This window comes from Psychrobacter sp. P11G3 (assembly GCF_001435845.1).
Classification (GTDB): domain Bacteria; phylum Pseudomonadota; class Gammaproteobacteria; order Pseudomonadales; family Moraxellaceae; genus Psychrobacter.
The window spans coordinates 1,022,357-1,043,210 of record NZ_CM003596.1 but is presented as its reverse complement, the minus strand read 5'-3'; the positions used below and the strand labels follow the sequence as shown (position 1 = coordinate 1,043,210).

The following is a 20,854-nucleotide window of genomic DNA, read 5'->3' as shown; positions in this document are numbered from 1 at the left end:
TGTTATTGCTTAGATTGATACGCAATCATCACCTCATTACGACGTAAAAATGGTGGCGTCCAAGGCGGGTTATAACGTGCCAATTCAGGCTCGCCTGTAGGTCTCAGATTTTGGTCTTGCATCCATGTTTGCAGCGCTTCGGTTTTTTCCGCTACTTTATCTTCTCCTGCGAGCCAAGAGAACTTAATCACACCGTACGTCTGTGCAGGCACTTCTATAATCTCAACGTTTGGATTATTCGGCTTAGGCAGTGTTTGCATCGTATATTTACTAGGCATCGTAAATTGCACGCGCCACTTACCATCGTCTTGTTGCATACTGACTGGTGCTGTCATGGCAATTTTTTGTGACTCATTATCACTTTCTTTATTATCAGCTTGCATCGTGACAGGTGCTGTCATACTAATTTTACTACTGTCTCCACTTGGTGCTGTGTTATTACCAAAAATATAGTCCGCTAAAACCTTAAATCCTTCACGACTTGCTGAGTCTTGGTCACCACTCACCCACGTTTGCGCCACTAGCTGCTCATCATAACGACGCAGCTCAAAGTCATCTACTTGCGTCAACACTGTATATTTCGGCTCTTCGGTAGCCATAGCCCCTCCTGATATTAATAATGAACCACTCAATAATAAGTAAGCTGTCTTTTTCATATAATGTCTCCAGCATCTAAAAGCATGGTGTGGCAATGATTATCACCTCACCTGTATAACCTCTACTGTATCAACAGACCTTTAGCACTGTCTGTGTCTTTTGGCGTGCTATCTGTGTTTTTTGGTTATAGTAAAGCGGCATTGACCAAGGTATATATTGCACGTATATCGATAACACCTAATATCTATAGTTAAAAAACGCTAAAACGGATACAAGGCAGCCAACTGAAAATTGGACAAATAGTACATTTAGGGAGGGTAACGCCGTAGCAGTTCAGTGATTCTCTGACTATATGTCCAAAAAACCGCTAACAATGCTATAATTAGCGCCATTTTCATAGCTTAAATAGCGGTTATCATATGCAATTTGTCTTACATAAAACGGCCAGCGGTGCAACGCGTGCACGCCGTGGTACGGTTCATCTCAATCATGGCGACGTGCAAACGCCTGCTTTTATGCCTGTTGGTACTTATGGTACGGTCAAAGGCATGCTGCCACGTGATATCGAAGCCATCGGTGCTGATATTATTTTGGGCAACACCTTCCATTTATGGTTACGTCCGGGTACTGAAGTCATTGATAAGTTTGGTGGCCTGCATAAATTTATGCATTGGGACAAGCCTATCTTGACCGATTCGGGCGGTTTCCAAGTATTCAGCCTCGGCGCAATGCGTAAAATTACCGAAGAAGGCGTAAATTTTAAATCTCCTATCGATGGCGCAAAGGTATTTCTCTCACCAGAAAAATCTATGCAAATTCAGTACAGCTTGAACTCAGACATCGTCATGCAGTTCGATGAGTGTACGCCTTATCCAGCCACTCATGACGAAGCGAAAAAGTCGTTAGAGTTATCATTACGTTGGGGACAACGCTGTATCGATGAGCACAACAGACTGGGCAGCACCAACGCATTATTCGGTATTGTACAAGGCAGTATGTATCCTGATTTGCGTCAGCAATCACTTGAAGGCCTGTTAGAGATCGGCTTTGATGGTTATGCTATTGGCGGTCTTTCGGTTGGCGAGCCTAAAGAAGAGATGATAGATGTCCTAGACTACCTGCCTGATGATATGCCAGCAGATAAGCCACGCTATCTTATGGGGGTTGGTAAGCCTGAGGATTTAGTTGAAGGCGTACGCCGCGGTGTGGATATGTTCGACTGTGTGATGCCAACGCGTAACGCGCGTAACGGTCATTACTTTGTGACGGGCGATGCAGACAATGCTGGTGTGGTACGTATTCGTAATAGCCAATATCGCAACGATGAAGGCCCATTAGATCCTGAGTGCGACTGCTATACTTGCCAAAACTTTAGCCGCGCTTATCTGTACCATCTTAACAAGTGTAAAGAGATGCTAGGTGCTCAGTTAGCGACCATTCATAATTTACGCTATTACCAACGTTTAATGCAGGGTATCAGAGATGCTATCGAGCAAGATAAATTTGATGAGTTTGTCAGCGAGTTTTATGCCAAACGCGGTCAAACAGTTCCTGAGTTAAACTTGCGTTAATCCTGTTTAACATTCACGACCGTATAATGATATCTGTTGAAATAAAAAAGGGCTTAAGAATAATCTTAAGCCCTTTTTCTATGCTGCTTCTATCACTAATGACTATCAGCTAATGATTAATATAGAGTCTATTTTGACTACTATCCCATCAATGACGTCACAAATACTACAATAACAGCGATTGGCGCGATGAATTTTGCAACGATTTGCCACAGCTGCCATGTACCATTGGATAAACCAAGCTCTTGCTGAATGTTACGTTGATCCATTTTCCAACCAACAAATACAATTGCAGCCAGACCTGTTAGAGGCAATAGGAACTTACTAGTAAGCTTATCTAATGCATCAAAGATACCGTTACCCATGATAGTAAAGTCAGACCATAGATTGAACGATAGCAATGCTGCAATACCTAACAACCAGATTACTGTGCTTGCCACGATAGTAGATACAGTACGACTCATCGACGTACGCTCTTCTAACAACTCAACGGTTGGCTCAAGTAACGAGATAGATGAGGTAATAGCGGCAAAGGTAATAAGCAAGAAGAACAATGCACCAATAATGGTACCCGCACCCATGCTACCGAAAGCAATTGGCAAGCTCACAAAGATAAGACCAGGACCTGATGCAGGATCTAGACCATTGCTAAAGATGATTGGGAAGATGGCAAGACCAGCAGCCAACGCAATAACCGTATCCAAAATAACAACAGTACGTGCTGTTTTTAGCAAGTTCACTTCACGGCCCAAATACGAACCATAAGCAACCATGATACCCATACCAATTGATAGGGTGAAGAATGCATGACCTAATGCTGCAAGCATAACATCAGCCGTTAGTTTGCTAAGATCTGGCGTAAATAAGTAAGCAACTGCTTCACCGAATCCACCGTTCATTACGTTGTAACCAACGATAACGAACAGAATCACACCCAATAATGGCATTAAAATCTTAGCTGTTTTTTCGATACCACTTGTCACACCAATACCAACGATGACAGCGGTTAAAATCATAAATACCGTATGCCAAATCGTCAATGTACCAGCTGATGCAAGCATAGCATCAAAGGTTGCAGCAACAGAATCACTGTCTTGACCAGCAAAGCTACCTGTTGCAACTTTAGTGATATAGTTAAGCGCCCAACCACCGATCACACTATAGAACGATAGAATTAAGAAGCCACCTAAGATACCAGTAGCACCAATAATACCCCAACTACGTGACTTACCTTCATTCGCTGCTACGTCTGCAAAAGTATTGACTGGGTTTTTTTGACCACGTCGACCAATTAACCATTCAGCAACTAATATCGGAAAACCGACCAGCGCGATACAGAACAAATAAGCAATAACGAAAGCTGAACCACCGCTTTCGCCAACCATGTATGGAAATTTCCATATGTTTCCTAAACCAACTGCTGAGCCTACTGCTGCCAATACGAAGCCAAAGCTTGAGCTCCATTGGGCATGTTCTTGTTTATTGATAGCCATTTTTTCCGTCCTCGTGCTTCAATTAACGTTACTGATAATCTTCCTTGATCAACATAAATAGTCAGCCTTACCATTGGACTATTTAGTAAACGCTTCGATGTGAAACGCCCAGCAACATTAAGAAAGAATTGATTACAATATCGTAAACGCTCAGTTTCTGCTAAGCGACCAAAAAAGTCAAGTGCTCATAAATATAAAAAGCCATAACAAATAGTTATGGCTTCTACGTAATTCGCCTTCATTCCATAAGAATTTAGCTTATTAAAAGTATCAAACTCATCATTAATCGAGTTATGCTTTAATCGTGTTATGCTTTCTTTAGCGTACAACACCGCGGCTACTATTTTGTAATGAATCAATAAGTAGCTGAATTTTTGGCTCTTTAGCCAATAGCTCACTATGTAAGACTTCCAACGCTTGTGCAGTGGTCAAACCTGATCTGAAAATCGTACGATACGCTTGACGTAATACATTAATGGTTTCTTTTGACCAACCTTTACGGCGCATACCTTCGATATTAAGTCCATGAGCCTTTGCTGGATTGCCAGATACCATCGTAAATGCAGCCACATCTTTTAAAATAAGGCTTGCTCCGCCAATCAAGCTATAATCATCTACTGTACAAAACTGATGAATACCTGAGTTACCACCGATGATTGTATGGTCGCCAATAGTCACATGCCCCGCTACACCAACATTATTAGCCAGTACGTTATGATCGCCAATGACACAATCATGTGCGACATGGGTGTTTACCATCAGTAGATTATGACTGCCGATTTTAGTCAGCTCGCCGTCTTGGGCTGTACCGCGATGTAAGCTACAGGCCTCACGAATCGTATTGTGATCGCCGATTTCAAGCCAAGTACGCTCGCCTGCATACTTCAAATCTTGAGGATCTTCACCGATACTTGCAAATTGATAAAACTCATTGTGTTGACCAATACGAGTCAGCTTAGTCACTACCACATGTCTATGCAAAACCGTATGCGCACCAATTGATACTTCATCACCAACGATACAATAGGGCCCGATGATAGCAGTCTCGTCAATCTGCGCGGACGGTGAGATGAGTGCTGTAGGATGAATCTGACTCATAAGATGGGCCCTTGTATCATTTGATGCGAGTAAATAATAAAAAAGTATCGCTATTTCAGTGTTACTAACGAAGCTAATACCAGTTGCGTTGTTAAGTTTACATATTGCTGTTTATTGCAGTGATAGTGAGCGATTTCAATATCGCTCTTTGTACAGTATGGCTTATTAAAAACTTAAGCACCCTTTGTGTTAGCAGGTTTTTGCTGCTCTTGACGTGCAATCATAATTTGCGCACTAGCCGCCAATTCATCTTCGACATGGACAGTACAATCAAACTTATAGATACCATGTCTTTGCATCACAGTTTTTGCGCGAATGATAAGCTGATCACCAGGAATCACACGGCGTTTAAAACGGACTTTATCCACACCTGCAAATAGATAGAGGTAACCGTCTTCTGCCGTCAGTCCTGCACTGATAAAACCAAGCACCCCTGACACCTGCGCCATTGACTCTACCATCAATACACCTGGCATAATCGGCTCATCAGGAAAGTGACCGTTAAAAAACTCTTCATTAATAGTCACGTTTTTGATACCAGTAATACACTCGCCTGGCGTACAAGCTACAATACGATCTACCAGCATAAAAGGATAACGATGCGGTAAGTAATGCTTAATCGTATGATACGTCAATGGTAGCGTAAGACCTTGCTCAGCCAAGCTTTTAACGTCTTCATCAGTTGGGATATCTATATTGTTATTGCTCATAATGACGCTTCCTTGCTGTGTTTTGAATATCTATTATTTGTTTGTGTTTGCATTAGTTATTGCCTAGCTGACGAAAACGTACAGCCGCACGTCGCCAATTAGCAGTCGGCATTGCAGCAGTACCAGATGAATATGAGCCAGCGGTTTTAATGGATTTGGTTACCATGGTCATGCCGGACAAAACAACATCGTCTGTAATCTCGATATGCCCTGTGATACCGACAGCGCCGCCTATTATACAGCGCTTCCCTATCGTAGTACTACCCGCAATGCCAGTTTGAGCAGCGATAGCAGTACCGTCACCGATACGGACGTTATGGGCAACTTGTACCAAATTATCAATAATCACGTGATTGCCAATAACGGTATCATCGATAGCGCCACGATCGATACACGTCTGGCTACCAACTCGCACATAATCACCAATAATGACACGGCCTAACTGGGCTATACGCTCCCAACCTGTGTTACTAGGATCTTTAGTAGGAGCAAACCCGAACCCTTCAGATCCAATGCTGACCCCTGCATGCAATCTAACATGATTGCCAATGACACACTCAGGCCCGACAACGACTTGCGACTTAATCACACAGTCGGTACCTATACTAGTATTGGCCTCAACCACGACATGAGCATCGAGTGAGCTGCGCGCTCCTATTTGTACATTGTCACCAATCACGCAAAAAGGGCCGATATTGACTTGCTCGCCAATCACAGCACTGTCTGCAATCACAGCACTAGGATGAATCCCGTTAGATAAAGAATGACGTGCAAACAGCTGACTGGCACTGGCGTAAGCCAAGTATGGATTTGAGACGACTAGCGCTATCGCTGAGGTAGGCACTTGGTCACGATATGCTTCCGTTACCAACACCGCGCCTGCGTCACTGCTAGCCAAGCTAGAGATATAGTGAGGATCTGCCAAAAAGCTTAACTGCTGCTGACTGGCTGTCGTCAAACTACCGACGCTACTGAGTGGTTGACACAATTGCTCAGTATCAATCTCGGCCTTATTAATAATAGGCTGACGCTGCTCAATTCGAGTAATGAGTTGCTCAATCGTTATCATAATGACTATTAATAAAATATGGTTATAAATGAAACGGTCGCCAAAATAACAATGCGTTTTGACGACCTACTAAGCTCTAATGATATTTCCGTCTATTTGAGACAATCTTTAAAACTGCTCAAATAGATGAGAAAAATGTCACTAATTTAGAATGTGTTACCAATCTGGAACTGGACTTTTTCAGTCTCATCGCCTTCTTTGTCACCAAATGGCACCGCGTAGCTCAGTGAGATTGGACCAATTGGCGTATACCAAGTGATACCAGCACCCGCACTGTAGCGGAAGTCATTATCTTGGGTCAGTAATGGAACATCTGAATCGTTAAAAGTGCGATCTTCTTTATCAGAGGTATCAAAGACCTGACCACCTTCAGCAAACAATACTGGACGTACCTGATCTGCCCAATCGCCTTTAAACGGCATTGGCAAAATCAATTCAGCACCAAACGTTGCTAGTGCATTACCACCAACCTCTTCTGCGGTAAAGGTTTGGTTGTCTGGATCATTGACTGCATCAAGATAAACTTGTGATTTAGGTCCTAGAGTAGATGATTCATAACCACGTACTGAGCCATAACCACCAGCATAGAAGTTTTCATAGAACGGCAAATCATTACCATAACCAAGCTTAGTATAACCACGCGCGATCACGTCTTTATAAATAGGGTAATATATATTGCCGCTATAAGTTAGCTTTTGATAGTTAGCATCGCCAAGACCGATGGTTGCATCAATCGCATGGCTCATCCCTTTAGTAGGGAATACTGGACGGTCTAAAGTGCTGTAGTCCCAACCAAACAATAGATTGTAAGTCTGATAATCATTCTTGAAGGTGGCAACACCATCAGTATCAACTTCAGGCGTTTTTGTACCGCCCTCGTCTAGAATTTCTTGAACATTAGATATACCTAGGTAACGACCACCACGAACCTTTGTGTTGTCTACATTTAGACCAGCACTCAGACGTTTGGTTTCATCAATAGGATAACTATAGTTCAACGTCGCACCATATGAATCGGTCACATAGTTACTAACATTATCGTCATCATATTTGGTTTTACGATAATAACCGCTGATACCTTGAGAAACGCCGTTTTCTGTAAAGTACGGATCGGTATAACCTAGACTATAAGAGTCACGTGTTTCTGAGCGAGAAAGTGCAGCCTTGACACGGTTACCTGTACCCATAAAGTTGTTCTGGGTCAAATCCAATTGGAAAGTCACACCGCCACTCTGTGAGTAACCAGCTGCAACCGTTGAACTACCAGAAGGCTGTTCTTCAACCATATAGTTTACATCAACTTGATCTGGCTGGTTGGGTACTGGCTTAACATCGACAGTGACATTTTTAAAGAAGCCTGTACGCATCAAACGCGTGCGTGACAGCTGAATTTTGTCATTAGAAGACAGCGTACCTTCTAACTGACGCATTTCACGACGTAATACTTCGTCTTGCGTTTTGATATTACCCGTAAAGTTGATCCGGCGAACATAAATAGGACGTGCAGGGTCGATATAGTAATCGACATCGACCATTTTAGTATCGTCATTGATACGTGGTACTGGTCTGATTTGGGCTAAGTAGTAGCCTTCGTTGCCATAGCGTCTCTTAAGAGAAGCAGTGGTTTCGTCTAGTTTTGCTTGCGAGTATTTTTCATTAGATGCAAAGCTAACCAGCTCTTTTAGCTCACTGTTCTCAAAGGTAGGTTTACCTAAAAAGTTCACTTCGCCAAACTGGTATTGCTCGCCTTCGCTTAGGCTGACTTCGATAAACACACTACTTTTGTCTTCACTGATATTTAATACGGCATTATCAACTGAAAAACGCACATAACCATCGTTCTGATATAGTGCCTTTAAACTCTCTAGACTAGCGGCCAGTTTTTCTTGAGCGTAACGATCAGACTTAGACAGTAGACGCGTCCATGAAGATTCTTTTACCGCGAAAACGTCTTTGATCTCTTCATCACTAAAGTGTTTGTTACCAATGATATTGATATCGACAACTTTAGCAGGCTTGCCTTCTACGAAGCGCACGTCAAGTTTCACACGGTTACCATCAAGGACTGTTTGATCTACTTCGATATTGCTATTGTAGTAACCTTGGCTAATATATTGCTGTTGTAGCTCATTGGCCACGCCTTGCAAAGTAGACTGTTTAAGTACGTCGCCAGCAGACAGCCCAGCATTCTTCAGTCCCTGCTCAAGCCCTTCTTTTGGAATGAGCTTGTTACCTTCAAAGGTTACTTCAGCAATCGTTGGACGCTCAATGACATCAAACCTTAGCTTGCCACCTTCGACACGGCTTTGAATATCAGCAAAGTTCTCAGTTGCATATAGCGCCTTAATACTGGCAGCTAAGCTACTATCATTCACCGTATCGCCTACCGTAACAGGTAAGACCGGATAGAGGCTATCAGGGGTTAGGCGTTGTAAGCCATTAAAACCGATGTCAGTTACTACAAATTCTGCAGCCTGTACTGGCATACTCATCATCGCTACAACTAACGGCAACCCAGCCGCGCTCATAATTAAAGGCGTACGCATAAACACTATCCGTCAATAAAAAAATTGCTTAAGTTAAGTTAAAAGGCACGTATTGTCTAACCCGTGCGCACAAGGTTATAAACCCATGCAAGGGTAACTCAGAACACTTTATATAAATTGCATCACAAAATAAACTAAAAATTACGATTAGTACAGAGGCTGCGACACAGAGTAGCATGCCTATCATAACAATAATCAACCTATAATAGGCGTAAAACCATTAGTATATCGTGCTTTATCAGCCATATTGCTCATCAGCCGATCAAAATAGCCGGCTGATGTCATTACCAATTGCTAACACCATGAAACCTGCCAGTAAGAGTAAACCGATATTTAGACCGACCATTTGCACACCTTCAGACAGTGGCTTACCGCGAATCAGCTCGATAAAATGATAGACTATATGACCACCATCTAATACTGGAATCGGCAAAAGGTTTAAGACGGCAAGACTTAAGCTAATAAGCGCCGCTGTCGATAATACCATCTGCCAACTGATATCAAAGCTTTGCTTGGCGACTTTGGCAATGGTAATTGGCCCTGATAGATTGTCTAAACCAATCATACCGGACAGCATTTTTCCCATCGAGCTTACGGTCATTACTGCGAGCTGCTCAGTCTTTTCAAATGACTTCACTAACGACTCACTAGGACCATAGACCACGGTGGTCTTATAATCGTCAGGGATAACAATCTCAGTCTGATCCACCATTGCACCAATCTGTCCGTAATCATTACCCAAGTTGTCTTTTTTGCCTTGAGGCATAATCTGCAACTGTACTGACTTATCATCACGCAACACCGTAAAGTTCAATAGCGTTTCAGGATTATCACGAATGATACGCGTGGCAGTAATCCAATCTTCGATTGACTCATTATTAATAGCAGTAATGCGGTCGCCAACCTTTAGACCTTGGCGGCTAGCGGCACCATCGGGAGCCAAACCACCTACAATCGGCGCAATCTGCGGCTGCCACGGCAACATACCAAAGCTGGTCAATGCGTCTTTGCCTTGAGCCTCGCCTTGCATAAACTGCGTAACTGGTGCTTGATAGGTCTTAGTCGACTGATCGGTTTGGGCATCTGACTGCAAGGTAATGCTGACATTATCCGTCTCACCCATACGTCCTGCAAGGCGATAGTTAATACCTTCCCATGTCTGCACATCATGTCCATCAATCGCAACGATCTTATCGCCGACTGGCAGCTGTGCCATTGCAGCAGGCGTATCTGGTAGTACCTGACCAATCTTAGTCGCCAACTGCTCAGATGGGGTCATAAATAGTACCCAAAATAGCGCGATAGCGATGACAAAATTCATGATAGGGCCAGCTGCAACGATAGCAATTTTCTTGAGCGGATGCTGCCGATTAAACGCAAGGTGCTGCTCATCTTTTGCGACATTACCTTCACGCTCATCCAGCATTTTTACATAACCGCCGAGTGGCAATGCTGAGATACGATAATCAATACCGCTCTTTTTGCTGGTCCAACCAAAAACTTTAGGACCAAAACCGATAGAGTACGTTAGCACTTTGACACCGCAAAGCCGCGCCACAATATAATGTCCCCACTCGTGTAAGGCAATAAGCGGGCCCAAGACAAATATGGCGGCAAGAAGTGTTAGTAAAAACGTCATGATTTTTTCTCAGTATTGTCTCTCAGCATTTTTATTAACATCTTCACTAATATCGTTTATCAATGTCATGTATCAGCTAAGAGACGCTTGCTACGATTATGTCAGCTTTGCTACCAACTTATCAGTCAGGTGGCGTGCAATCTTATCGATTGCCAATATATCTTCTATGTCAGCAGTTTCGTTCAATGGTGGCAGCTGTATGTCATTTAAGGCTTGTTCGTTGATATTAGCAATATCAGTCAAACGAATTTTCCCATCGAGGAACGCCGCTACTGCAATTTCGTTTGCTGCATTAAGCACAATTGTGGCTTGCGTTCCAGCTTGCATGGCTTGGCGAGCCAAACGCAGGCAGGCGAATTTTTGTAGATCAGGCTCAATAAACTCCAAACCACTAAGTGCAAATAAGTCTAACGGCTGTGAGCCACTATCCATCCGTTCAGGATAGCTCAGCGCGTGCGCAATGGGCGTTTTCATGTCTGGACTGCCCAGCTGTGCTAAAAAGCTGCCATCGCTATATTCTACCATTGAGTGAATGATACTTTGTGGATGAATGACCACATTTATCTTATCTTCAGGCAAATCAAATAAATGACAGGCTTCTATCAGCTCAAGCCCCTTGTTCATCATCGTCGCCGAATCGACAGATATTTTTTGACCCATTGACCAATTCGGGTGTTTGACCGCTTCTGCGACGCTTGCCTGCTGCATTTGCTCAAACGACTGCTGCAAAAATGGCCCACCAGAGGCTGTTAACCACAATTTGCGGACACCATGATTTGGCTGATGGATTTGCGTATTGTCTTGCTGAATAGCGAGTGGCAAGCATTGAAAAATGGCATTGTGTTCAGAATCGAGCGGCAGTAAAGTGGCTTTGTGCGTCTTGACCGCATCGATCATGACCCTACCTGCCATGACTAAGGCTTCTTTGTTGGCCAATAAGATACGCTTACCTGCACGTGCTGCTGCTAATGTAGATGGTAGCCCTGACGCCCCTACAATCGCTGCTACCACCGTATCAGTCTGTGAGTCAGTGGCAATATCTACCAATCCTGCCTCACCCCCTACGACATCACTATCAATCCCTGCTGCTTTAAGTCTGTTAGCAAAATCATCCACGGCTGACGTCGGCACACTGACGCGTTTCGGCAAAAACTGCTGACAAAGCGTAAATAGCTTGTCTAAGCGATGATAGCCTGATAAAGCATAGACTTCGTAGGTGTGCGGTTGCGCCGCCAATATTGCTAAGGTGCTATCGCCAATCGAGCCTGTCGCGCCTAATACGGCGATGCGTTGCGTCATAACCATCAATGCCCATGATACGTAAAAATAATGAAAATAGAATATCGTCTGTTAACTATAAACCTTATACCACTATCAAACCAAGCTGCTGTATCGCCCAAAAACCAAGGGCAAATATTGGTGTGGCAGACAGCAGCGAATCAATACGATCAAGGATACCACCGTGACCTGGCAAGATAGTGCCTGAATCTTTCACATCAGCACGGCGCTTGAGCATCGACTCAAACAAGTCTCCAAGTACAGAGGCAAGAATAGTGATGGCCGATAACGCTACAAATGCGATTAACGGTACACCGGTCAGCTGTAATTTAAAGACGCTAATGGCTACCACAACTAACAGCCCTGTGACGAGGCCACCAGCCAACCCTTCCATGCTCTTATTGGGTGAGACATTAGGTGCCATTTTTCGGCGACCAAGCTTGCGTCCAACGAAATATGCGCCACTATCTGCACACCATACTAATAAGAACACATACAGCAGCCACCATGCCGACAGTTGCCAGAGATAGAACATCGCCGTGATAGATGCTGTCAAAATAACCGCGCCCATCATTGCCAATTGGTTGCCGTACCATCTTGTTTGTGTTGGGAAAACTCGAACCCAAGACAGCGCCATCAGCCATATTACTAATGAAGCCACCCACCAAAACAACCAAGTTACCTTGAACATCAGTGAGAATATAGTAAGCGCTAAAATCAATAGAACGAATACCACAGGCTGGCGCCACTTAGGCATTAATTTGGCCCATTCATGAGCGGCGATAACGACCCCAATGGCCAACAGTGGTGCAAATAAAATAGGCGTTTGGCTCGCAAACATTGCAATACCAACGATAATAACGAGAACAATTGCCGTCTTAATTCGTTGCCACATACTTATCGAGCCTTATAATAATGAAGAACAGATGGTCAAAAAATGCATTATAGCAGCTAACTAACGATGGCCTAGTGATAGCATTCAATACTCATTCAAGCCGTTTATCATTGCATAAACCAACACTATTGACCAGTTATACAATACCAACTGAACTGAACCGACTAAATTTATCTATCAACTCGCTGCTCAGTGACCTTGCTGCTCTATTACTACTTGCTCGCTGGTTTTGCCAAAGCGACGTTGACGTTTAGCAAACTCTGCGATCATCGAAGCCAACTCTTCTGCTGTAAAATTCGGCCATAATGTAGGAGTGAAGAACAGCTCAGCATAGGCAGATTGCCACAATAAGAAATTAGAAATACGATACTCGCCGCCCGTACGTACCAGCATATCTACTGCTGGGGTATCGGCTAATTGTACGTAGTTACCTAATAACTCTTCGCTGACATTTTCGGCTTTTAACTTGCCAGCTTGCACTTGTTGAGCCAGCTGTTGTGCTGCATTTGCAATATCCCACTGCCCACCGTAACTAATCGCAATCACCAGCGTCATCGCATCAAACTCCGCCGTTTTTTCTTCTGCGTCAGCCATTAGCGTTTGTAATGACTCACTGAGTTGACTGCGGTCACCGATGAAACGCAAGCGAATACGATACTCATTCATGCGCGGCATTTGCTCATGAATCGTCGATGTGAGTAGCTGCATCAACAATGCTACTTCACTAGGCGGTCTCTGCCAATTTTCGCTCGAAAACGCAAATACGGTCAACACTTCAATGCCTGTATTGACACAATACTCAACGATAGGATCGAGCGCGTCTTTGCCAGCCACATGTCCTTGACCGTGGCCCAAATCATTGGCCTTACCATAGCGATTATTACCATCCATAATGATGGCGATATGACGAGGAAGAATAGCGGGCGCCAAAACGGCTGAAGTGGACATAGGCGAACTTGCTTATTGTTAAGGTAAAATAATAATAACGTGTGCAACGGCGATTAAAAAGCGCCATTTATATAATTCACTAACTTATCACAATTGCGTCGTTAGTTTTTAGTGCTCAGAATGCGATGGACACAGCTCAAGCAATCACACCTTTAGATATGGCTTGATATAGTTGATTCAGTTTAAAAAAGAGACAAGGCAACCGAGTGCAGATGTAACTGTGATACGTCAAGCGAGGTTAGCGCTGTCACTCTTTTATAGAGGATTGACTATATCAGTCTACATAATAATAAACAGCCAATAGCTATAAAGTATTGGCTGCTCAATTACAGATAATCTTCCGAACTGATTCTTGCTATAAATGGCAAGTATACCAGTATTAAACTTCCATCAAATCGCTTTCTTTCTTACTCAAGCGAGCATCGATCGTTTCGATATATTTGTCAGTGATTTTTTGAATATCATCACTAGCGCGGCGCTCATCATCTTCTGAGATTTCTTTTTCTTTTGCCAAATCTTTGATGTCATTCATCATGTCACGGCGAATATTGCGGATAGAAACGCGGCTGCTCTCAGCTTCACCACGTGCAAGCTTTTGCATATCGCGACGAGTATCTTCTGTCAATGCTGGCATCGGCACACGAATCACATCAGCAGACATTGGGTTTAGACCCAAATCTGCTTCACGAATGGCCTTATCTACTGCTTGCACCATCGTACGGTCAAACGGTTGAACCAGTAAGGTACGTGAATCTTCAACGTTCACGCTTGCCACTTGGTTCAATGGTGTATCAGAACCGTAGTAGCTGACCATCACACCTGACAACATACCTGGATGCGCACGGCCAGTACGAACTTTGCTGAAAGTGCTTTCAAGCGCTTCCAACGTTTTTTGCATGCGTGCTTCGCCGTCTTGCTTAATCTCTTTAATCATTGTGTATCCTTATTTATCGTTACCGACAAATCTTTTATTTGCTATTGGGATATTAATTATTTATTGCTAATCGTTAGCTATTTACTGACGTTAGTTGCCAGTATCGCATCAATTAATGAAAAACTCGTGTGCCTTCATTTTCACCCATGATGACATTCAATAATGCATTAGGCTTAGTCATATCAAACACTTGTAGCGGTACGTTATGCTCACGGCACAATGCGATAGCCGTTAAATCCATGACGCCTAGCTTTTGCTCTAGTACCTCATCAAAAGTCAGACCATCATATTTGACTGCATCGTCATGCAGACTTGGGTCTTTGTCATAAACGCCATCGACCTTAGTCGCTTTTAAAATTAAACCAGCTTCGATCTCGATACCGCGCAAACAAGCAGCGGTGTCAGTGGTAAAGAATGGGTTGCCTGTTCCGGCAACAAAGATACAAACTTCGCCGTTTTTAAGATAACGAATGGCATTACGACTGCTATAGCTTTCAGTGACTTCACCAATTGGCAATGCAGACATCAAGCGAGTTTTTATGTTGCGACGCTCAAGCGCATCACGCATTGCCAGTCCGTTCATAACGGTCGCTAGCATGCCCATCTGATCACCAGTAACACGGCCAACGAGACCTTCTTTTTGTAACTGTGCACCGCGATATAAATTACCACCGCCGACCACGATACCCACTTGGACACCAAGTCCACGCAAGTGAGCGATAGACAAGCTCATTTTATCAAGCACTTCGGTATCGATACCCATGTCTTTACTACCAGCTAAGGCTTCACCGGAGAGTTTCAGCAAGATACGAGCGTAACGCGGGTTTTTGTCAGACATGAGGTCACCTTGTTATCATGAAATTATAAAGAAAATTATCGGTAAAATACAAATCGAGTTTGCCCACAACGCCACACTTACAGCTAAGCGTATTAAAAAGGCTAAATTGCGCTAATTGTAGCAAAAACTGCCCGCCATTGGGCAATTTTCACTCGCATATCTTATTGGATATCTAGCCTTGATAACTGGCGAACAGATCATATTCGCTAGCATCATCGATAGTCACTGTTAAGAACTGCCCTACTTTAACTTGAGTGTTGATGTCATCAACATAGACATGACCATCAATTTCAGGTGCATCAGCATAGCTACGGCAAATAGCAATATTTTCATCGCTATCAATTTCATCGACTAATACCGTTAAGGTTTTGCCGACTTTTTCCTGTAGCTTTTGCGCTGAAATATCTTGCTGTAGCGCCATTAAACGCTCATAACGAGACTGCTTGATGTCTTCAGGGACATGGTCAGGCAAGTCGTTGGCCACTGCGCCTTCTACTTCTGAATAAGTGAATGCGCCCACGCGATCGAGACGTGCTTCAACCAGCCAATCAAGCAAGCACTGAAAATCTTCTTCTGTCTCGCCAGGGAAGCCAACCACAAAGGTCGAACGAATGACGATATCAGGACAGATATCACGCCACGCTTTGATACGGGCCAAGGTGTTTTCGCTATGCGCAGGACGTTTCATCGCTTTTAGGATGCGATGGCTAGCATGCTGGAACGGAATGTCCAGATAAGGCAGTAGTTTCTTCTCACCCATCAACTCAACGACTTTGTCTACATGTGGATACGGATAGACATAATGCAAGCGAACCCAAATGCCCAAATCGTTCAATGCTTGGCATAAGTCATAAAACTTAGACTTGAGCGGCATGCCATTCCAAAAGCTGGTCTTGTACTTTAGGTCAAGTCCATATGCCGAGGTATCTTGCGAGATAATAAGCAATTCTTTCACGCCAGCTTTTTTGAGCGCCAGTGCTTCGTTCATCACATTATCAATCGGGCGCGATACCAAATCACCGCGCAAGCTTGGGATAATGCAGAACGTACAACGGTGATTACAGCCTTCTGATATTTTTAGATAAGCATAATGGCTTGGGGTCAGTTTGATACCCGCTTCATTAATCAAATCTATTTTTGGATCATAGTTGGCGTCCTGACTGCGATTAGGCTTTGGCACATGCTGCGCCACTGCCGTAATCACTTCGTCATAAGCATGCGCGCCCGTCACTGCTAGTACAGCTGGATGCATCTCACGGATTTTGTCCGCTTCTTTACCTAAGCAACCAGTAACAATCACTTTACCATTTTTGCTAATGGCCTCGCCGATCGCATCAAGCGACTCTTGTACTGCTGATTCAATGAAGCCGCAAGTGTTTACCACGACCAAGTCAGCACCATCATAATCACTGGCTACTTGATAGCCATCACGGCTTAGCTCAGTGATAATACGCTCACTATCTACCAATGCTTTTGGACAACCTAGTGACACAAAACCAATCTTTGGCGCTGCACTAACTGGCATCGTAGCAGTCGCATTGGCAGTCGTTACATCGCTGCTTTGGGCTACACTACGGTTTTGGTTGTGGTTGGCTTTATGATGGTAAGGTTGTTTAGCATCTGTTTGACTGACATCTGCCTGACTCTGCGCTTGAACTATGGTAGGCGCGGCAGGATTGAAGATAGTGGCAGTGTCTTTTACGGCAGATAGAGGAGCTGTTGCTGTCGTATTCACTGACTCGGTAGAAGTTTTGGACATGGCTGACCTTGCTAGAGATAAATTGGCTGAGCGCATTGTACGTTTTTTTTGCAAAAATCACCAGTTTTGCCGCTCTATAGTCTTGATTTGTGGTTAAATATTATCTCAAGCATCTGACTTTTTTGGGCACTACTGATGAACGCTGATTTTATAACCGCCAAAACAACCCCTGACCTCGCATTTATATCTCAGCATTTATTCACCGCTATTTTATGGGTCAACGATGAGCTATCAATCACGCGGTTGAATGCTCAAGCCGAGCAGCTACTTGCCATTAGTAGCGGCAGATTAATCAATCAATCCATCTTGACACTGCTAGCACCTGATGAGTTAAAGACTAAAGATACGGTATCTATAGATAATGATAGTAATGATACAAATGAAAATGAGCCTTCGAGCGAGCCAGCTTACTCTTTGACCGAGCGCTTTGTGCAAGCGCAAAACTATCAGCAGCCTTTTATCGACCATGATCACATTATCAAAACACCGCTAAATGGTAATTTATCATTGTCAGTCGACTATAGTGTCACGCCAGTCATCTATGAACAGCAGCCTTATTTTATTATCGAGATGTGGGGCAAAGATCGGCAAAGTCGTATCTCTGAGGAGCAGCGCCAACAACAGCAGTATACAGTTGCCCGTCATATGCTACGCTCGGTAGCGCACGAAATAAAAAACCCTCTTGCTGGTATTCGCGGGGCAGCCCAGCTGTTGCAACGGCAGTTTATTAAATTCAGCGACGCATCTACTACTAGCGCCTCTAGTGTTGATAATGCTTTGACAACTACCAACGCTGACACGCAGCATGATTTGCAAAAAATGAATCAAAAGCTGCGTAACTATACGGACATTATTATTTCAGAGACTGATCGGTTAACCCATCTTATTGGGCAGCTTCTGGGTTCCAATCAACTGCCAAACTGGCAAACGCTTAATATCCATGAGCCTCTAGAGCATGTCTTAACCTTAGTGACCAATCAGTATCCACAGGTAGTGTTACAGCGTGATTATGATTTATCATTGCCAGAGTTGTGTGCAGATAAGGATCAGCTGATTCAAGTGTTTTTAAACCTTATTAACAATGCTTGTGAGTCGATGACTGAGTTCGAACAAACGCTACAACAAAATAAAATCTCAGAGTCTCAAGAATCCTCACAATCTGCCATACAAACTGAGGGCAATTCTGACTATCAACCGACATTGCATATTCAAACGCGGGTTGCTTTTCAGCATACAATCGTCGGACAGCAGCACAAGCAAGTGATGCAAATTACTATTACTGATAATGGCTCAGGCATTGATCCAGCCTTGATTGGTCAAATATTTTTCCCAATGGTCACTAGCCGTGCAGCCGGTACAGGTCTTGGATTATCCATCGTCCAAGATATTATCAGTCATCATCATGGTATGATTGAAGTGAGCTCGACAAAAGAACAAGAGGACAAGCAAACCCGATTTACGCTATACCTACCATTTACTCAACCCATCACTGAGACATAAAACAAATTATGAATTTATGAATTAAAGGCTGCTAAGTTTCATAACGCCAACTCCCAATCCCTAACTTACCATCAATAATTGCTGATTAGGCCCAATACATGACTGAATATAGCGACGACCTCCAACCTAAAAGCGATGATCAATCAACACAATCACAAATAGTAACTGTGAATAATGCACCCAGCGACCACCCTGCAACATTGTGGTTAATCGATGACGATGCAGCCCTACGTATGGTGTTGGCCGACACGTTTGAAGATGCTGGATTGACCGTTATCAGTTTTACTCAAGCACAAGCAGCATGGACTCGCCTTAATGATGTGTTAAAACAGCAAGAGTCAGCCGAGCAATTACCAGACGTCATACTGACCGATATTCGTATGCCAATGATGGATGGATTGTCTTTTAGTGACTGGGTTCATCAGCATTTCCCTAAAATGCCAATCGTAATTATGACTGCACACTCAGACCTAACCTCTGCTATCAATAGCTATCAGACTGGTGCTTTTGAATACCTGCCCAAGCCTTTCGACTTAGATGATGCGGTTGCAACGGTTTATAAAGCCATCAATTATCAGCCTAATTTAGAAACAACGACCGTTTCCCTTTTAGATGAATCCAATACCAATATAACGTCTGACACGTCTACTGAAAACTTGCTAAAACCTAAAGTAGCACCTGCTAGTAAGACAACCAAAGACAATAAGAGCAAAGGTGCCGCCGTAACCAAAGATAATGGTAACCCTAGCGGCATCATTGGACAATCTCCAGCCATGCAAACGGTGTTTCGTGCCATTGGCAGGTTGGCACAATCTCCCATTTCCGTCTTAATCACTGGTGAGTCTGGAACAGGTAAAGAGTTGGTGGCCAGTGCATTGCACCAACACTCTCCGCGTAAACAGCAACCGTTTATTGCACTTAATATGGCAGCCATACCACACGACTTGATCGAGTCCGAACTATTTGGTCATGAAAAAGGTGCGTTCACTGGTGCAATGACGATGCGTCAAGGCCGTTTTGAACAGGCAGACGGCGGTACTCTATTTTTAGATGAAATCGGTGACATGCCTTTTAGCACTCAGACACGGCTGTTACGCGTACTGGCCAACGGTGAGTTTTATCGTGTTGGTGGTCAGCAGCCAATCAAGGTCGACGTGCGTATCATCGCAGCCACTCATCAAAACTTAGAAGAGCTGGTAAAACAGAGCCGATTCCGCGAAGACTTATTTTATCGCCTCAATGTTATTAGGCTACCCCTACCACCACTACGTACACGCCCTGAAGACATTCCTGCATTAGCCCTCTACTTTATGCAGTCTGCCGCAGAGCAAATGAATACCACCCCGAAGCATCTACATCCTGCCGCATTACAAATTATGCAGACGTTTGACTGGCGTGGTAACGTGCGCCAATTAGAAAACGTCTGTTTATGGCTCACGGTGATGGCCACTGGTGATACGGTGATGGCGACAGATTTGCCACCAGAGCTACTTGAAAACATCTCACCTAATACGGTGCTTTATGAAGAGCACGGCGCAGCAGAACAGGAGACTCAAAAGCATTTGGTACAAAATGGCGATGTATTAAATGGCAGTTCATTAAACAGTCATCAAAATGAGCGAAGTAGCCCGTTGCCTAAAAACCAAAGTTGGCAGCAAGCATTGGCTAATTGGGCTGAGCAGTCGTTAAGCACGGGTGAAACTGATATTTTGCAAACAGCAACCCCTGAGTTTGAGCGCGTTTTATTAACTGCAGCACTCAATCATAGTGGCGGTAAAAAGATAGAAGCCGCGAGCTTACTTGGTTGGGGACGCAATACTCTGACACGCAAATTGCAGCAATTGGATATCTCTGCCCCGAGAGTACCAACTAAAGAATAAAGAAACGCATAAAACACGATAATAAATTATTATTAATATCAATTACTTAAAATTAATATCGGAAATAAATGATAAATAATTAAAAATAATTGCAAATAG

At 43.6% G+C, this 20,854-nt stretch carries 16 protein-coding genes; 3 read left to right on the top strand and 13 right to left on the bottom strand.

Annotated features, from left to right (window positions below):
* Positions 1-2: 2 nt before the first annotated feature.
* Positions 3-656, bottom strand: coding sequence for an SOUL family heme-binding protein (locus tag AK824_RS04390; protein WP_057759142.1), 654 nt, complete (start codon positions 654-656; stop codon positions 3-5).
* A 360-nt stretch (positions 657-1,016) separates the two neighbouring features.
* On the opposite strand from AK824_RS04390, the gene tgt reads away from it, so the two are divergent.
* Positions 1,017-2,168, top strand: a complete 1,152-nt coding sequence (gene tgt, locus AK824_RS04385; protein WP_057759140.1) for a tRNA guanosine(34) transglycosylase Tgt — start codon at positions 1,017-1,019, stop codon at positions 2,166-2,168.
* Between the two features lie 140 nt (positions 2,169-2,308).
* Here the strand turns inward: tgt and AK824_RS04380 are convergent, their stop codons facing one another.
* The 12 genes from AK824_RS04380 to rimO all read right to left on the bottom strand — a co-directional run bounded on the left by AK824_RS04380 (position 2,309) and on the right by rimO (position 17,375).
* Positions 2,309-3,661: a sodium-dependent transporter gene (locus tag AK824_RS04380; protein ID WP_057759137.1), complete on the bottom strand. Its 1,353-nt coding sequence runs from the start codon at positions 3,659-3,661 to the stop codon at positions 2,309-2,311.
* A gap of 318 nt (positions 3,662-3,979) precedes the next feature.
* Complete coding sequence (gene lpxA, locus AK824_RS04375) at positions 3,980-4,759, bottom strand: acyl-ACP--UDP-N-acetylglucosamine O-acyltransferase (RefSeq protein ID WP_057759135.1); 780 nt, start codon at positions 4,757-4,759, stop codon at positions 3,980-3,982.
* 173 nt (positions 4,760-4,932) lie between these two features.
* Positions 4,933-5,469 (bottom strand): 3-hydroxyacyl-ACP dehydratase FabZ, encoded by a 537-nt coding sequence (gene fabZ / locus AK824_RS04370; RefSeq protein WP_057759133.1) that lies wholly within the window; start codon positions 5,467-5,469, stop codon positions 4,933-4,935.
* A 52-nt stretch (positions 5,470-5,521) separates the two neighbouring features.
* Positions 5,522-6,538 carry a UDP-3-O-(3-hydroxymyristoyl)glucosamine N-acyltransferase gene (gene lpxD, locus AK824_RS04365; protein WP_057759131.1) on the bottom strand — a complete coding sequence of 339 codons (1,017 nt, stop codon included), beginning with the start codon at positions 6,536-6,538 and terminating at the stop codon, positions 5,522-5,524.
* Between the two features lie 146 nt (positions 6,539-6,684).
* Positions 6,685-9,084 (bottom strand): outer membrane protein assembly factor BamA, encoded by a 2,400-nt coding sequence (bamA, locus tag AK824_RS04360; protein WP_057759129.1) that lies wholly within the window; start codon positions 9,082-9,084, stop codon positions 6,685-6,687.
* A gap of 262 nt (positions 9,085-9,346) precedes the next feature.
* A complete protein-coding gene (gene rseP / locus AK824_RS04355) occupies positions 9,347-10,723 on the bottom strand; it encodes an RIP metalloprotease RseP (RefSeq protein WP_057759128.1) in 1,377 nt (458 codons plus the stop codon).
* 96 nt (positions 10,724-10,819) lie between these two features.
* Positions 10,820-12,028: a 1-deoxy-D-xylulose-5-phosphate reductoisomerase gene (gene ispC / locus AK824_RS04350; protein ID WP_082624570.1), complete on the bottom strand. Its 1,209-nt coding sequence runs from the start codon at positions 12,026-12,028 to the stop codon at positions 10,820-10,822.
* Between the two features lie 58 nt (positions 12,029-12,086).
* Positions 12,087-12,896 carry a phosphatidate cytidylyltransferase gene (locus AK824_RS04345; protein ID WP_057759126.1) on the bottom strand — a complete coding sequence of 270 codons (810 nt, stop codon included), beginning with the start codon at positions 12,894-12,896 and terminating at the stop codon, positions 12,087-12,089.
* 189 nt (positions 12,897-13,085) lie between these two features.
* The gene (gene uppS / locus AK824_RS04340) at positions 13,086-13,844 is read right to left on the bottom strand and encodes a polyprenyl diphosphate synthase (RefSeq protein WP_057759124.1); all 759 of its coding nucleotides are present in this window, start codon (positions 13,842-13,844) and stop codon (positions 13,086-13,088) included.
* A 379-nt stretch (positions 13,845-14,223) separates the two neighbouring features.
* Positions 14,224-14,778: a ribosome recycling factor gene (gene frr / locus AK824_RS04335; RefSeq protein WP_057759123.1), complete on the bottom strand. Its 555-nt coding sequence runs from the start codon at positions 14,776-14,778 to the stop codon at positions 14,224-14,226.
* Positions 14,779-14,890: 112 nt separating this feature from the next.
* Entirely contained in the window at positions 14,891-15,616 is a 726-nt protein-coding gene (gene pyrH, locus AK824_RS04330; RefSeq protein WP_057759121.1) for a UMP kinase, read from the bottom strand.
* Positions 15,617-15,788: 172 nt separating this feature from the next.
* Positions 15,789-17,375 (bottom strand): 30S ribosomal protein S12 methylthiotransferase RimO, encoded by a 1,587-nt coding sequence (gene rimO, locus AK824_RS04325; RefSeq protein WP_057759118.1) that lies wholly within the window; start codon positions 17,373-17,375, stop codon positions 15,789-15,791.
* Positions 17,376-17,510: 135 nt separating this feature from the next.
* On the opposite strand from rimO, the gene AK824_RS04320 reads away from it, so the two are divergent.
* Both AK824_RS04320 and AK824_RS04315 read left to right on the top strand, forming a co-directional pair.
* Positions 17,511-18,875, top strand: coding sequence for a two-component system sensor histidine kinase NtrB (locus AK824_RS04320; RefSeq protein WP_057759116.1), 1,365 nt, complete (start codon positions 17,511-17,513; stop codon positions 18,873-18,875).
* A gap of 98 nt (positions 18,876-18,973) precedes the next feature.
* The gene (locus AK824_RS04315) at positions 18,974-20,755 is read left to right on the top strand and encodes a sigma 54-interacting transcriptional regulator (protein ID WP_057759114.1); all 1,782 of its coding nucleotides are present in this window, start codon (positions 18,974-18,976) and stop codon (positions 20,753-20,755) included.
* Positions 20,756-20,854: the final 99 nt, after the last annotated feature.

Bases quoted from the DNA above. Each gene is read 5' to 3' on its own strand.
- AK824_RS04380 (WP_057759137.1), bottom strand. From the start codon at position 3,661: ATGGCTATCAATAAACAAGAACATGCCCAATGGAGCTCAAGCTTTGGC.
- frr (WP_057759123.1), bottom strand. From the start codon at position 14,778: ATGATTAAAGAGATTAAGCAAGACGGCGAAGCACGCATGCAAAAAACG.
- uppS (WP_057759124.1), bottom strand. From the start codon at position 13,844: ATGTCCACTTCAGCCGTTTTGGCGCCCGCTATTCTTCCTCGTCATATC.
- fabZ (WP_057759133.1), bottom strand. From the start codon at position 5,469: ATGAGCAATAACAATATAGATATCCCAACTGATGAAGACGTTAAAAGC.
- lpxD (WP_057759131.1), bottom strand. From the start codon at position 6,538: ATGATAACGATTGAGCAACTCATTACTCGAATTGAGCAGCGTCAGCCT.
- AK824_RS04315 (WP_057759114.1), top strand. From the start codon at position 18,974: ATGACTGAATATAGCGACGACCTCCAACCTAAAAGCGATGATCAATCA.
- lpxA (WP_057759135.1), bottom strand. From the start codon at position 4,759: ATGAGTCAGATTCATCCTACAGCACTCATCTCACCGTCCGCGCAGATT.
- ispC (WP_082624570.1), bottom strand. From the start codon at position 12,028: ATGGTTATGACGCAACGCATCGCCGTATTAGGCGCGACAGGCTCGATT.
- AK824_RS04345 (WP_057759126.1), bottom strand. From the start codon at position 12,896: ATGTGGCAACGAATTAAGACGGCAATTGTTCTCGTTATTATCGTTGGT.
- rseP (WP_057759128.1), bottom strand. From the start codon at position 10,723: ATGACGTTTTTACTAACACTTCTTGCCGCCATATTTGTCTTGGGCCCG.
- rimO (WP_057759118.1), bottom strand. From the start codon at position 17,375: ATGTCCAAAACTTCTACCGAGTCAGTGAATACGACAGCAACAGCTCCT.
- pyrH (WP_057759121.1), bottom strand. From the start codon at position 15,616: ATGTCTGACAAAAACCCGCGTTACGCTCGTATCTTGCTGAAACTCTCC.
- bamA (WP_057759129.1), bottom strand. From the start codon at position 9,084: ATGCGTACGCCTTTAATTATGAGCGCGGCTGGGTTGCCGTTAGTTGTA.
- AK824_RS04390 (WP_057759142.1), bottom strand. From the start codon at position 656: ATGAAAAAGACAGCTTACTTATTATTGAGTGGTTCATTATTAATATCA.
- tgt (WP_057759140.1), top strand. From the start codon at position 1,017: ATGCAATTTGTCTTACATAAAACGGCCAGCGGTGCAACGCGTGCACGC.
- AK824_RS04320 (WP_057759116.1), top strand. From the start codon at position 17,511: ATGAACGCTGATTTTATAACCGCCAAAACAACCCCTGACCTCGCATTT.